The sequence below is a fragment of the Streptomyces altiplanensis genome (genome assembly GCF_053591575.1).
Genome location: NZ_JBSFUB010000045.1, coordinates 43,120 through 55,927 on the forward strand (window position 1 = coordinate 43,120; position 12,808 = coordinate 55,927).

General features: G+C 69.8%; 15 protein-coding genes. 10 read left to right on the forward strand and 5 right to left on the reverse strand.

Going from position 1 to position 12,808, the window contains the following annotated elements; all coding sequences use genetic code 11:
• Nucleotides 1-11: 11 nt before the first annotated feature.
• A complete protein-coding gene (locus ACWD0Y_RS20395; RefSeq protein WP_450261733.1) occupies nucleotides 12-1,616 on the forward strand; it encodes a glycoside hydrolase family 13 protein in 1,605 nt (534 codons plus the stop codon).
• Nucleotides 1,617-1,971: 355 nt separating this feature from the next.
• Here the strand turns inward: ACWD0Y_RS20395 and ACWD0Y_RS20400 are convergent, their stop codons facing one another.
• Nucleotides 1,972-2,118: a hypothetical protein gene (locus ACWD0Y_RS20400; protein ID WP_450261734.1), complete on the reverse strand. Its 147-nt coding sequence runs from the start codon at nucleotides 2,116-2,118 to the stop codon at nucleotides 1,972-1,974.
• Between the two features lie 71 nt (nucleotides 2,119-2,189).
• A complete protein-coding gene (locus ACWD0Y_RS20405; RefSeq protein WP_450261735.1) occupies nucleotides 2,190-3,089 on the reverse strand; it encodes an NAD-dependent protein deacetylase in 900 nt (299 codons plus the stop codon).
• Nucleotides 3,090-3,674: 585 nt separating this feature from the next.
• On the opposite strand from ACWD0Y_RS20405, the gene ACWD0Y_RS20410 reads away from it, so the two are divergent.
• Complete coding sequence (locus tag ACWD0Y_RS20410) at nucleotides 3,675-4,772, forward strand: protein kinase family protein (RefSeq protein ID WP_450261736.1); 1,098 nt, start codon at nucleotides 3,675-3,677, stop codon at nucleotides 4,770-4,772.
• Between the two features lie 174 nt (nucleotides 4,773-4,946).
• On the opposite strand, the gene ACWD0Y_RS20415 is transcribed toward ACWD0Y_RS20410, so the two are convergent.
• Nucleotides 4,947-6,257 carry an MFS transporter gene (locus tag ACWD0Y_RS20415; RefSeq protein WP_450261737.1) on the reverse strand — a complete coding sequence of 437 codons (1,311 nt, stop codon included), beginning with the start codon at nucleotides 6,255-6,257 and terminating at the stop codon, nucleotides 4,947-4,949.
• Between the two features lie 539 nt (nucleotides 6,258-6,796).
• Between ACWD0Y_RS20415 and ACWD0Y_RS20420 the strand changes: the two genes are divergently transcribed.
• Nucleotides 6,797-6,937 (forward strand): hypothetical protein, encoded by a 141-nt coding sequence (locus ACWD0Y_RS20420; RefSeq protein WP_450261738.1) that lies wholly within the window; start codon nucleotides 6,797-6,799, stop codon nucleotides 6,935-6,937.
• Between the two features lie 191 nt (nucleotides 6,938-7,128).
• Here ACWD0Y_RS20420 and ACWD0Y_RS20425 read toward each other — a convergent pair whose 3' ends face one another.
• Entirely contained in the window at nucleotides 7,129-7,509 is a 381-nt protein-coding gene (locus ACWD0Y_RS20425) for a winged helix-turn-helix transcriptional regulator (protein ID WP_450261739.1), read from the reverse strand.
• 144 nt (nucleotides 7,510-7,653) lie between these two features.
• Here ACWD0Y_RS20425 and ACWD0Y_RS20430 point away from each other — a divergent pair, with 144 nt between their 5' ends.
• The 7 genes from ACWD0Y_RS20430 to ACWD0Y_RS20460 all read left to right on the forward strand — a co-directional run bounded on the left by ACWD0Y_RS20430 (nucleotide 7,654) and on the right by ACWD0Y_RS20460 (nucleotide 12,105).
• On the forward strand, nucleotides 7,654-8,061 hold the full coding sequence (locus ACWD0Y_RS20430; protein ID WP_450261740.1) for a RidA family protein: 408 nt from the start codon (nucleotides 7,654-7,656) through the stop codon (nucleotides 8,059-8,061).
• A 228-nt stretch (nucleotides 8,062-8,289) separates the two neighbouring features.
• Complete coding sequence (locus tag ACWD0Y_RS20435; protein ID WP_450261741.1) at nucleotides 8,290-8,571, forward strand: hypothetical protein; 282 nt, start codon at nucleotides 8,290-8,292, stop codon at nucleotides 8,569-8,571.
• Between the two features lie 393 nt (nucleotides 8,572-8,964).
• Nucleotides 8,965-9,411 (forward strand): SRPBCC domain-containing protein, encoded by a 447-nt coding sequence (locus ACWD0Y_RS20440; protein ID WP_450261742.1) that lies wholly within the window; start codon nucleotides 8,965-8,967, stop codon nucleotides 9,409-9,411.
• The gene (locus ACWD0Y_RS20445) at nucleotides 9,408-9,773 is read left to right on the forward strand and encodes an ArsR/SmtB family transcription factor (protein ID WP_450261743.1); all 366 of its coding nucleotides are present in this window, start codon (nucleotides 9,408-9,410) and stop codon (nucleotides 9,771-9,773) included. The genes ACWD0Y_RS20440 and ACWD0Y_RS20445 overlap by 4 nt, the downstream gene beginning before the upstream one ends.
• A gap of 12 nt (nucleotides 9,774-9,785) precedes the next feature.
• Nucleotides 9,786-10,268 carry a hypothetical protein gene (locus ACWD0Y_RS20450; protein WP_450261744.1) on the forward strand — a complete coding sequence of 161 codons (483 nt, stop codon included), beginning with the start codon at nucleotides 9,786-9,788 and terminating at the stop codon, nucleotides 10,266-10,268.
• Between the two features lie 259 nt (nucleotides 10,269-10,527).
• Entirely contained in the window at nucleotides 10,528-11,313 is a 786-nt protein-coding gene (locus tag ACWD0Y_RS20455; protein ID WP_450261745.1) for a class E sortase, read from the forward strand.
• 219 nt (nucleotides 11,314-11,532) lie between these two features.
• On the forward strand, nucleotides 11,533-12,105 hold the full coding sequence (locus tag ACWD0Y_RS20460) for a DUF2165 domain-containing protein (protein ID WP_450261746.1): 573 nt from the start codon (nucleotides 11,533-11,535) through the stop codon (nucleotides 12,103-12,105).
• A 176-nt stretch (nucleotides 12,106-12,281) separates the two neighbouring features.
• Here the strand turns inward: ACWD0Y_RS20460 and ACWD0Y_RS20465 are convergent, their stop codons facing one another.
• Complete coding sequence (locus ACWD0Y_RS20465; RefSeq protein WP_450261747.1) at nucleotides 12,282-12,473, reverse strand: hypothetical protein; 192 nt, start codon at nucleotides 12,471-12,473, stop codon at nucleotides 12,282-12,284.
• Nucleotides 12,474-12,808: the final 335 nt, after the last annotated feature.

Sequence of the window (12,808 nt, forward strand, 5' to 3'; positions counted from 1 at the left end):
AGGACCGTCCCGTGGCAGCTGTTCACTCACCCCCCACCGAAGACTGGTGGCGCGACGCCGTCATCTACCAGGTGTACCCCCGAAGTTTCGCGGACGGCGACGGTGACGGCACGGGGGACCTCGCGGGCGTCCGCGCCAATCTGCCGTATCTCGCCGAACTCGGCGTGGATGCCGTGTGGTTCACTCCCTGGTACCTCTCCCCGTTGGTGGACGGCGGCTACGACGTGGCCGACTACCGCACCATCGATCCGGCCTTCGGGACCATCGACGAGGCCGAGAAGCTGATCTCGGAGGCCGCCGGTCTCGGCATCCGGGTGATCGTCGACATCGTCCCGAACCACGTCTCCGACCAGCACGCCTGGTTCCGCGCCGCGCTGGAGGCCGGTCCGGGAAGCCCCGAACGGAAGCTGTTCCACTTCCGGCCCGGCCGTGGTGAGAACGGCGAAATCCCGCCGAACGACTGGCCGTCGCAGTTCGCCGGAACCACCTGGACCCGGGTCCCCGACGGTGAGTGGTACCTCCACCTGTTCACCCCGGAACAGCCCGACCTCAACTGGAACCACCCCGCCGTCCGCCGCGAACACGAGGACGTGCTCCGCTTCTGGTTCGAACGCGGTGTCAGCGGCGTCCGCATCGACTCCGCCGCGCTGCTCGCCAAGCACCCGGAACTCCCCGACTTCGTGGAGGACGTCGACCCGCATCCGTATATCGACCAGGACGAGATCCATGACATCTACCGCTCCTGGCGCGCGATCGCCGACGAGTACGGCGGTGTGTTCGTCGGCGAGGTCTGGCTCCCGGACACCGAACGCTTCGCCCGCTACCTGCGTCCCGACGAGCTGCACACCGCCTTCAACTTCAACTTCCTCGCCTGCCCCTGGGAAGCCGGTCGGCTGCGCCGCACGATTGACGACACCCTCACTGAGCACGCGCCTGTGAAGGCCCCCGCCACTTGGGTGCTCTGCAACCACGACGTGACCCGCACGGTTACCCGCTACGGCCGCGGGGACACCGGATTCGACTTCGCGACGAAGGCCTTCGGCACCCCCACCGACCTCGCCCTGGGAACCCGGCGGGCCCGTGCCGCCGCCCTGCTCACGCTTGCCCTGCCCGGCTCGGTCTACCTGTACCAGGGCGAGGAACTCGGCCTGCCCGAGGCGGACATCCCACTGGACCGCGTCGAGGACCCGATGCACTTCCGCTCCGGCGGCACCGACCCCGGCCGCGACGGCTGCCGGGTGCCGCTGCCCTGGGCCGCCGACGCCCCCCACTACGGTTTCGGTTCGGGCTCCGACCCCTGGCTGCCGCAGCCCGACGACTGGGCGCGCTACGCCGTCGACCGGCAGAGCACCGACCCGGAGTCGATGCTCGCGCTCTACCGGCGGGCGCTGGGGCTGCGACGGTCCTCGGGCGGCTTCGGTGACGGCCCGATGACCTGGCTGCCCGCGGCGGACGGCGTCCTCGCCTTCGCGCGGACGCACGGTCTGATCTGCGTCGTCAACCTGTCGGATCGTCCTGCCGCCCTCCCGGCGCACCGGGAACTGCTTCTGGCGAGCGGCCCGCTCGACGGGGAGGGCCGACTGCCGCGGGACACCGCGGTCTGGCTGCGCGCCTGACGGTCCGGTCCCGGCGACGACCGCACACCTCATCGACCCGGCAGAAACGAGCGTGCCCCTGCTCGACCGGCTCGGTGCTCTGAGCGTGGAGGGACTGCGTCCCGCGTGGGCCGGCGTGCTCCTGCTGGTCCTGTCCGGCCGCGCCTGAGCGACTCGGGCGGTGAGCTGAGACGCGACCGGGCGCCGGGACCGGGAGCCGGAGCAGGGCCAAGGGCTTTTCCAGGGCGACCGCGTGACGTGGCGCTGCCGGCGTTCCGGCCTCGGCGTAGTACGCCGAACCGGCACGCCGCCCCGTGCCACGCCGCTGGCCCTGCCGCTCGGCGCCGATCACCTGGGATTTCCCCCTCCGCGGCCATCACCAGCTCGCGCAGAGCGGCGAAACGCAGCAGAAGACGGGTTTCCTCTCGCCCTCCTCGCCCTCGACGCCCTCCGGACCGACGGCCGCCGAACTGCTTACGAGCCGTACGACCGCTGCCGCGCCGTACGGGCGGGCCCTGGCCACCTGGTCACCTGGTATGAGCTGGCGTCGCCGCAGCCGCTGATGCCCGGTGCCGCCCCACCGTGGCGACTCGCTCAGGCCCTCGCCCGGCCGTCGGTGGGGATGTCCAGTCGGCCGGCCACGGTGGTGAGGGCTGTTCCCAGGGGGAGCGCGATGCGGGTGAGGGCGTGCTGGTCGCCCCGTGTCGGGTCCCGGTTGATGATCAGCACCGGCTTTCCGGCCCGGGCCGCCTGGCGGACGAACCGGAGCCCGGACATGACCGTCAGCGAGGAGCCCAGGACCAGCAGCGAGGCCGCCTCACGGACCAGCTCGCGGCAGTGCTCGACCCGCCGCGGCGGAACGGCTTCGCCGAAGAACACCACGTCCGGTTTGAGGATGCCGCCGCAGAGCGTGCAGGACACCACGCGGAAGTCCCCGACCTGTTCGTCGGTGAGGTCGGCGTCACCGTCCGGGTTGATTCCGGCGGCCACCGGCGCGAAGCCAGCATTGGCCTCTTCCAGCCGCCGGGCGAGGTCACGGCGCGGACTGAAGGCGCCGCAGGAAAGGCAGACGACCCGGTCAAGGCTTCCGTGGAGTTCTACGACGCCCTCGCTGCCGGCAGCCTGGTGCAGGCCGTCGACGTTCTGGGTGATCACACCCGAGAGCAAGCCGTGCCGCCCGAACGCTGCCACAGCGCGGTGCCCGGCGTTGGGCCGGGCGCGGCCGAAGGTGCGCCATCCGAGGTGGCTGCGCGCCCAGTACCGGCGCCGGGCCCGGGCGCTGGTGGTGAAGTCCTGGTAGGTCATCGGGGTGTGCCGGGTCAGGCTCCCGCCCTCGCCCCGGTAGTCGGGGATGCCCGACTCCGTGGAGATGCCCGCCCCGCTGAGCACCAGCACACCGCCGGTGCTCAGCGCATCGGCGACCGGCTCCAGATCCGTGGTGGCCGGCGGCAGGTCCTCGGCGGGGGTCCAGTTCAGAGTGGGGCGCATGCGCATGCCACCAGGGTACGGAACAGGCTCCACCCCCCCCGTTTCCGCCGTGGGTGGCGTCATTGGCTCGGGATGCTGCCGTGGACGATCCGCAGTGGGGGAGGGGCGGGAGGTCGTCCCAGGAGGGGATCCTCCCGCTCCGACGGCGCCCTCAGCCGTTCGATGAGGTGCAGATGCAGGGTGCAGGTGCAGGTGCTTCCCTCGTACAGCATTTTGTCGCACTCGTCGTGGTGCTCCCGCATCGGCAGTCGCTTCGGCTGCGCGGGAGCGTCACCCGCACGCGGCCCACTCCGTAGCGTAGGACGTGTTCGTCTTGCCGCTGATGCCATGGATACCGTCGCAGCAGTCCGGCGAGATGGTTGGCAGCGCCCGTGGACAGCGGCAGACGGCACTGGTGAACAAGCGCGCAGGAGTCCTCGGCGTACTCTTCGGCTGTCGTCACACAGCTTCAACTACCGCCGGAGACACTTCGGTTACGCCACACCGCACCGGCTCCGACGTGGGAGGGTGGTTTTAAGCTCCCGTCCGGTGTGCTGAAGCCGTTGCACAAGAGGCGGGGCACGGCTGGAGGCATAAGTGAAGAGCTCTGACGTGTCCCGCGATGCTCGTCTGGCCGCCCACGGCGCCGTTTCCACATCGCTGGCGCTGCGCAGCGATCACGGACTGCGCGAGTTCGTGGACGCCGGCACACCGCTCGGGTCGGGTGTCGGCGGGAAGACGGTCCTGCTGAAGGTCGAGGGAACCCCGGTCTTCGTCAAGCAGGTACGGCTGACCGATCTGGAGCGACGGCCGGAGCATGTTCACTCCACCGCGAATCTGTTCAGGCTCCCCGTCTTCTGCCACTACGGCATCGGCACCATCGGCAGTCCGGGATTCGGCGCCTGGCGGGAGCTGGCGGTGCACACCATGACGACGAACTGGGTGATCGCGGGAGACTACGAGGGCTTCCCCCTGATGTACCACTGGCGGGTGATACCGGACTCTGGCCGGCCACTTCCCGGGGAACTGGCCGATGTGGACCGGGCTGTCGCTTACTGGGGAGGCGGATCCGGGATACGCCGCCGGATCGAAGCTCTCCAGCAGTCCACGGCAAGCCTCATGCTGTTCCTGGAGTACATCCCGCAGAACCTGCACGACTGGTTGGGCGTCCGGATCGGATCCGGTGACGAGGCGGCCGAGCGGGCCTGCGCCATGGTGGACGGCGAGCTGGAAGCCGGCATCTCGTTCATGAACGCCCGCGGGCTGCTTCACTTCGACGCCCACTTCGAGAACATCCTGACCGACGGCCGGCAGCTCTTCTTCGCCGACTACGGCCTCGCGCTCTCCACCCGCTTCGCGCTCACACCGGATGAGACCGACTTCTTCGGCCAGCACCGTACCTACGACCAGTGCTACACCATCACGCACCTGGTGAACTGGCTGGCCGTGGCTCTGTACGGATACGAGCCGGAAGAACGCAAAGCGTTCTTACACACCTGCGCCCAAGGGGTGTTGCCCGAGGCGCTGCCGGCGTCGGTCGCGGCACTCCTTGCCCGTTACGCGCCGGTCGCTGCGGTGATGGGCGACTTCTACCGCGAGTTCCAGCAGGAGGACCGGGCAACTCCCCATCCACTGGCATCGATTCGTCGGACAGGGCAGCAGGAGGCAGCCCGTCCATTGCCTGACGCGTCGACGGGTTTGAACCTGTGACAGGCCCCATCTGAACCGCTTGGCAGCCGTCAGCAGCCGTCACTGGCCGTCAGTGGCCGTCAGTGGCCGTTCGGCAGACGGTCGGCCGTCACCTTCGCCCGGAAACCCCACGCAGTCGAATCCACTGGGCCGACGGAGGGCGCACCGGTGTCACGGCGGCCGGTCTCGTGGGAGTCAGGAAGACCGTGGGTCACCGGCGCGTCCCGCGAGAGCCGGAAGTGTCCGTCCCAGGCGGGCGAGCGGGGACAAGGCCATCACCACCGGGGACGACATCATGCCCGCGGCCGTCACCAGGAGGCTGGTGCGCAACCCCCACCCCATCGCGAGAAACCCGCCGAGCAGGGAGCCGAGCGGAGCCGTCCCCATGCCGACAAACGTGATCGTCGCGGCCGCGCGGCCTTGCATGCCGTCCGGAGTGACGGCCTGCCGCACCGCCATGACCGTGACATTCACCAACTGGCCGGCGGTCCCGAACACGAAGTTGATCGCCAGGAGCGCGGGAACCGTCACCGCGGAGGAGCCGTGCAGCGCGGGCACACACAGAAACACGCCGTCGCCGAGCGCCGCCGCGGACACGAGCACCGGGCCGTAACCGAACCGGCTCGGCATGCGAGCGGCCAGCAGCGTGCCCAGCAGCGCGCCCGGCCCCGTCGCCGCGAGCGCCAGCCCGACGGTGGTGCCGGACAAGTGCAGTTCCCGCGGCAGGAAGAGCAGATAGACGGTCATCATGGCCGCGAGGGAGAACTGGAAGGCGGCCGAGGCGAGGCACACGGTCCGCAGCGAGGTATCGCCAACGACAAAGCGGAGGCCCTCATGGATCCGCCGCCATACCCGCGGGGGACGTTCCGAGCGCTCCGGGATCGATTCGGTCCGACGGATCCGCCGGATCGACAGGAACGACAGCGCGAAGAGCAACGCACTGGAGGCAGCAGCGATCGGCGCCGACAGCAGTGACACCAACGCACCGCCGAGGGCGGGCCCGCCGATCTGCGCCGCGGACCGGCTGCCCTCGAGCGCGCTGTTGCCCTGCAGCAACTGACCGCGTTTCACCAGCCGTACGAGAGAAGCCTGATAGGCCACGTCGAAGAACACGGACAGCGCCCCGACGGCGAAGGCGACCACGAGCAGCGCGGACGGGCCGAGCCAGCCGAGGAGACCGGCCACGGCGGCGGCGCCCAGCGTCAGGGTCCGGCCGGCGTCCGTCACCACCATCACCGTGCGGGTCCGCCACCGGTCCACCCACGCGCCGACGAAGAGCGAGAGCAACAGGAGCGGTGCCTGCCCCACCGCGCGGAGGAGGCCCAACTCGCCGGCGCCGGCGTCGAGCGTCAGGACGGCGAAGAGCGGGAGAACGATCAGGGTGGTGTGTTCGCCGAGTTGGGAGGCCGTCTGCCCCACCCAGAGTCTGCGGAAGTCGCGATCCCGCCACAGACTTGGCGGAACAGATCGACTGGAACCGGGTACGGCGGAGGAAGTGGGCGGCACGAAGATTCCTTGGCTTGCCGACGACGAGGCCCATCACCCGGCGCACACCAGGTGCGCCTGCGATTCAGGCAGGGGAAGGCTCGCTGTGCCGCACCATCAAGACGGCACGCGATGACAGGCCGATCACGGCCTACAACGTCAACGCGCGCTCGGACGACCGGGCATGTCTTGGTTCCTCGTGGGTTACTGGCTGCACCCGCACACTAGCCCTCGGCGGTCAGGCAGGAAAGACGACGGATGCCGGGGCGGGCGGCCAAAGCGACTCACGTCACTCAGGCTTCGCTGGTACGCGCTCACGGTCCGGTGTCCCCGCACAAGATGTCCGGGCGCGCCCACAGGCCGTGGCGTGGTGTCGATGCGCAGTCGGCCAGTCGGCCAGTCGGCCAGTCCGGCAGGGCGATCTTCCGCACGTCGTACAGCGGAACCGGCAGGGCATCAAGGGCCGAGCGGCCCAGAATCCCCCGAGAACCGGCTGTCCACATACGCGATCAGCGCCGCTTCGCCACGCTCAAGCCTCTCCCGCCGGGGACCATCTCGCCGTGGGCACCCTGGTCCTCCGCCACGAGCCGGACGAGCCCCCGCTCAGCACCCTCTTCCTCGTCCAGCGCCCGGGCGCCGAAGCCAACCCGGACGTCGTCCGTGTCCGCGACGCACTCCGCCGCACCGCCGTCAACTGGTAGACCACGGACGCCAGGGCGTCCCCCTGACGGGGCCGGCAGCCGTAGAGGCAGAGAAGGCGCTGGGTCGCCCGGCCCGCACCGCCGGGCTGTCACCTGGGCAGGAACGCCCTGCCGGCTCTATGCCCTGCGTCGCGCCCCAGGCGCTCTCCCGTGGGCCCGGCCGATGGCTTCGCGTGGGAGTGCTCCACCCGTCAGGCGTCGAAGCGGCGGCGGGCGGCCTCGATGTGACCGAGGTACTGGTGGGTCCAGCCGCACATTCCGTCGACCGTGGCCCGCAGGGCCCGGCCCGGCCCGGTGAGGGTGTACTCGACCCGCGGCGGCACGGTGGGGTACACCTTCCGCTCGACCAGGCCGTAGCGCTCCAGCATGCGCAGGTTCTGGGTGAGCATCTTGTGGCTGATGCCCTCGACATCGTTTCGCAACTCGCTGAAGCGCAGGGTGCGCTCACCGAGCGCCTCGATGATCAGGAGCGCCCATTTGTTGGCGACGTCGGAGAAGATCTCCCGCGCCAAAGAGTCCGCTCGCCTCAGGTCCGCGTCGTCGGGCGAGCCGGTGAACTGCTTGGTCACCATCAGGTTCCCCAGTCACTGAAAAGTGCGTTCTTCCATGTCAGCGCCCACTCTCCTACGGTTCCTGAGTAACCACAAGAGACCGATGGTGTCTTGATTCAGGAGAAGCGAGAGCCCACGGGCCCTCATGGCAAGGAGGCAGGCAGCATGGCTATCACCCTGGTAAACCCCAGCGGATTGCCGGAGATCCCCGTCTACCGGCAGGTGTCGATCGCGTCCGGGTCGAAGTTGGTCTTCGTCGCGGGGCAGGTCGCCTGGGATGCCGATGGGGTCACTGTCGGCGAGGGTGACCTCGCCGCTCAGGTCGAACGGTCCTACCTCAATGTCGGCACCGCACTGGCCGGGGCCGGCGGTTCCTTCGACGACGTGGCGAAACTGACCGCCTACGTCGTCGACTGGACCCCCGACAAGATGCCTCTGTTCCTGGAGGGGATCGCTCGGGCGGCCGCGAAGCTGGGGGTCACCCCGATGGCGCCGGCCACGCTGATCGGTGTGGCGGCACTGGACGTACCCGACCATCTGGTCGAGGTCGAGGCCACCGCGGTCATCGACTGAACAACCGGCTGAACAGGTGACTCCGACCTGATCTCATTCCTTGGGCCTCGAGCCTCGAACGGCATCGCGAACTGGTTCGCTCACCCGGGCCTTCGCCGGACTCCGGGGCGGCCTTCGTCTGATCGTGTACTCCGACCAAGGTGGGCGTGACCACGGCGGAGGCCGCAAGGGTGAGAGTCTGTCGCCTGATGCTGTTCCCAGGGAAGCGCCCCGCTGCCGGGCGGTGCTGTGCCCACCAGTGACCGGCGCCGGATGCCGTGGCTGCGCCGCGAGGAGGTCGAGGTTCCGCCCCGCGTGCAGTGGCTGATCGACTCCACCACGATGTCCTCCGCGTTCCGCACCATGTGCGCCGTACACGACGTACGGAGCCGCCACGAGGGCGTCAAGCGGCTGAGGACATCCCGGGATCGGCCGCCTGGACTGCACTCCACCCGCAGGGCGACGGGCCCGCGCAGCAGCCGGACCCGGCCGCCGGCCCTCGCGCGACCACCTGGACGGCCCGCACGGTGACGGCCGTGGCGGGGAGCCGCGGCGTTTGTCCGCAACACGGCCGCGAGGGCCGGAGGGCGTGAGCGGGCAGCGGACTGTGCCAGCCGTACTGCTCATGAGCGTGGCTCCTCGTATGCCGAGGGTCTGATCCGCTGTGACCGGGTGTCGACCAGCGAGGTGCCGACCGGCGGCCTGGGCATGGCGGCCACGCCCAGGAGCACCGTCCGAAAGGCCACCCGCCCCACAGTGGTCGGAGGGATCTGCCCGCAGAGGAGTCGCTCGACCCGTCGGGCACCGCCCGGGTGCACCTGTCGAAGTGACACTTCTCCATGGGGTGCAACCCACGGGTTGCGCATCGGGAGTCAAGGTGCAACCCTGGAGTTGCATCCGATGGTGACGGTGAAGGAGTCCCTCATGAGCGAGGACCGGATCGAACGCGAAACCCTGATCGCGGCATCCCTGGAGCGGGTCTGGTCGCTGGTGGCCCAGCCCGGGTTCTGGGTGGCCGACAAGGCGAGCCTGCCCGGCACCGTGGCCAAGGAGGGGGAGTCGATGGTGCTGAAGAACGCCGAGCACGGCGACTTCCCGGTGCGCGTGGAGAGGGTCGAGCCGCCGACGTACCTGGCATACCGCTGGACCAGTGCTTTCCCCGGTGAAGAGCTGCGGGAGGACAACAGCACCCTTGTGGAGTTCACGTTGACCCGGGAAGGCGACCGGACGCGGCTCCGTGTCGTCGAGAGCGGCTTCGCGGCGCTGGCCGGATCCGAGGAGCTGCGTGGTCAGAACCTCAAGGACCACAGTGAAGGCTGGCCGCTGGAGCTCGACGCGCTCAAGACGCGTGCCGAACAGCCCTCCGCATGACGGAGGATCGTCCCGCCGCCGAGGCCGTCGACAGCGTCCTCGGCGCGCTGGCGGACCCGACGCGACGTCAGCTGCTTGATCTGCTCGCCGCGCAGGGCGAGGCCACTGCCACGACACTCGCCGGGCGACTTCCCGTCTCGCGGCAGGCGGTGGTCAAGCACCTAGCCGTCCTGGACGCCGCCGGCCTGGTTTCCGGAGGCCGGGTCGGGCGCGAGGTGCGGTACGCGGTGCGGCCCGCGGCGCTGGACGCGACGGCGCGGTGGATGGCCTCGCTCGCGGCCGACTGGGACCGGCGGTTGGCGAACATCAGACGTGTCGCTGAGGAGGCCGAGCGGGATGCGGATCCGGCACGCCCCGACTGAAGGAAGTGCACCATGGACACGGCAGTACTTCGCGCCGCCTACGACAGGTTGCTCGATGCGGCGGCCACCCCCGACCTCGGCGACGCGGAGGATGGAGGCTGGAACGCCGACCAGGTACTGGCTCACATCCTCAGCGTTGACGCCTCGATCGCAGCGGTCGCTCTGGGTGTCGTCGCCGGGTCGCGGCCCGCCTTCGACAACCGCATCTGCCTCGACGCCTGGAATCTTGACCGGATCATCGCCGAGCACTCAGGCCGGGCGGACCTGATCGATCATGTCCGGAGCCAGGCCGCCGTCCTGTGCGACATCGCCGATCAGCTCCACGACGAAGCCGCCTCGGTTCTGGTGCCGTCGCTCCTGCTGTCCAACGGTGTACTCGTGCTGGACCAGCCGATTCCGCTGGCGGGCCTCATCGATGGCCTCGCCGGGGACCACGTACCCGGGCATACGCGGCAACTGCTCAGCCTTCGTGCCGCGGTCCCCGGCCGCGCCTGAAAGGCGGCGAACGGCGCCGGCCGCGCTAGCCACCCAAGTCCCTCCTGAGCCAACGGGCTCTTCCGCCCCTTCCGCCAGGAGGCTGCTGTCACTCAGGGTGCTTTCGCTGCCGCATTCCGTGCACCCCTGTGCTCTGTGAATGGCCGGTCTCACGCGCGGGAACCCTGTTATGGAGACATTTGATCGACTATCGTCGTTTTGCCCGATAGGTTCCGCCGCCCACCGTGGTGTGACCGCCTGGCCATCACCCTGGAATGCCATGCTGAGTCACCGAACCGTCCCCGCGACACTCGCCGCCGTCATGGTCGCGCTGCTCGGCTGCTCCACCGGGGCCGACGCGGCGAGCGGCGACGGCAGACCTGCGGCCGCGTCCGCCGCGGCCTCCTCCACGAACGCCCCGACCGCCCCGACCGCTGTGTCCCCGGCCCCGGGCGCCGCCACGGCTCCGGTCGCCGCGCCCACCATCGCCGTCACACCGTCGCCCGAGCCCCCGCCTCCGAAGAGCGACGCACGCACCCGGCCCGCCGTGCTCGCCATCCCCGAGCTCGGCCTGGAGGACCTGCGCGTCGTCCCGTACGAGGGCACCACCGACGACTGGGCCGGCACGCGGATCCAGGACAAGGGGCTCGCGGCCAGCCCGCACGGGGACAAGGGCGGCGTCGGCCCCGGAGAGATCGGCAACTACCTGGTCACGGCGCACCGGCTCTCCGCAGGCGGGCCGCTGCGTGATCTTCCGGCCCTGGACACCGGCGACTCCGTCCTCGTCACAGCAGGCGGCATGGTGCATGAGTACCGGATCACGGAGACCAGGAAGACCTCCTTCCGGTCGGAGCGCTCTCTGGCCGAGCAGCGGGCCGCGGTCCCGGGCGAGCCGGGAAAGAAGCCCACCAAGGCGATGATCACGATCTCCACCTGTGCGACGCCCGAGGACAACGCCGACGGCAACTTCTGGCGCGACGACCGCGGCAACCCCGAGCACCGCATCGACAAGGTCGGCGTCCTGGTCTCCTCCGGGTCCGAAAGCGACGCATCGAACGCCTCCTAGTGCTGCAACGGTTCTTTGCGTGACGGGCGGTCAGGCCATTCGGTGGTGTGGTTACGGGCGGGGCCCTTGCTGGTGCCAGGCTGCGGGCGGGCGAACTGGCGGCTGTGCATGGGGGGTTCGGGTACCGGTTCAACCGGGTCGGGCCCGGTCGAGCGGCATACTCGTCTTTGGTGGATCCGCGCGGCCGAGGACGTGCCGCTGGACTGACGGGGAGGGCACATGACAGGCAGCGGAAAAAGCACCGGAACGTGGCGGGCGGGGGTCGACAGGACGGTCCGGCTCGGCACGCTGCCCGTGGCGGCGACGGCGCTGACGGGCACCATGGCGCTTTACATGACCCTGGTTGCCTTCGGCAACATCACTGACTTCGGGACCAATCAGCAGTTCGTCCGGCACGTCCTCGCGATGGACACGACCTTCAAGGACCCGGACCTGATGTGGCGTGCGATCGAGTCGCCGGTCGTGCAGAACGTGGCTTACGTCGCCATCATCGTCTGGGAAAGCCTGGCCGCGGTGCTCCTTCTTCTCGCCACCTGGCTCTGGGGCGTGGGACTGCGCCGCGGAGCGTACGAGCGTGCGCGTCGGGTGAGTACGCTCGGCCTCGTGATGGTGCTGCTGCTGTTCGGACTCGGCTTCATGGCCATCGGCGGGGAATGGTTCGCCATGTGGCAGTCGTCCGACTGGAACGGCCTGGACGCCGCGGCACGCAACATCGCACTGGCCGCGTTCACGCTGGTGGTGGTGCACCTGCCGGCCGCGCACCGGGGCGGGGTCCGGACTGTGGAGGAGTGACCCGAGGAAACCGCGCTGTCCGGGTGGGATCCCAGCGGTCAGGTCTGCGATCCGGTCAGACGACGACGGCAGTATGTTTCGACGGGAGGAAACCGCCAAGGCCGGCTGACCGCCCGAGGCGCGACTCGACGGCCCGCTTCAGGACAGACGGCCGGAGGACTGGCCCTGAGGCCCGGTCACTTGCGCCAGAACAGGTGGTGCGTCACGCCGGGTGAGGAACTGCGCAGCAGCGGCCCGACCAGGTCGGGTCGTTCGAGGTACAGCATGTGGTCTGCGTCCACCTCGGTGACGGTCAGTTCGTCGCCGAGTACGCCACGGCAGTCGGCGACGTACCCGGAGCGTACGAAGCCCGATCGCCGCGCGATCATCAAGAGCGTGTCCGCCGTGGGTGAAGGAAGGATCCGCGGGCGGGCCCTCTCGGAGCACGCGGTGACCACAGCCGCTGCTTCGACGGGCCAGAGCCACCGGAACCGGGTCGCTGTCCACGGCGCGGCCGGTGTTGTCCGTGAGCCGTGCGAGCCGTGTGAGCCGTGCCGGTCCTGCGGGAACTGCCTCGCGTCCGGTTCTCCGTTTTCCGGGTGACTACATGAGGGCGTGGGGGGTACTCAGCGGGGTTTTCCTTCCCTGGTTAACGGGCGGCGGCCGGGGCACGTGCTCAGGTATGAACGGCGACCAGAACCTCCACCGTCCGCAGGCCCGGCGA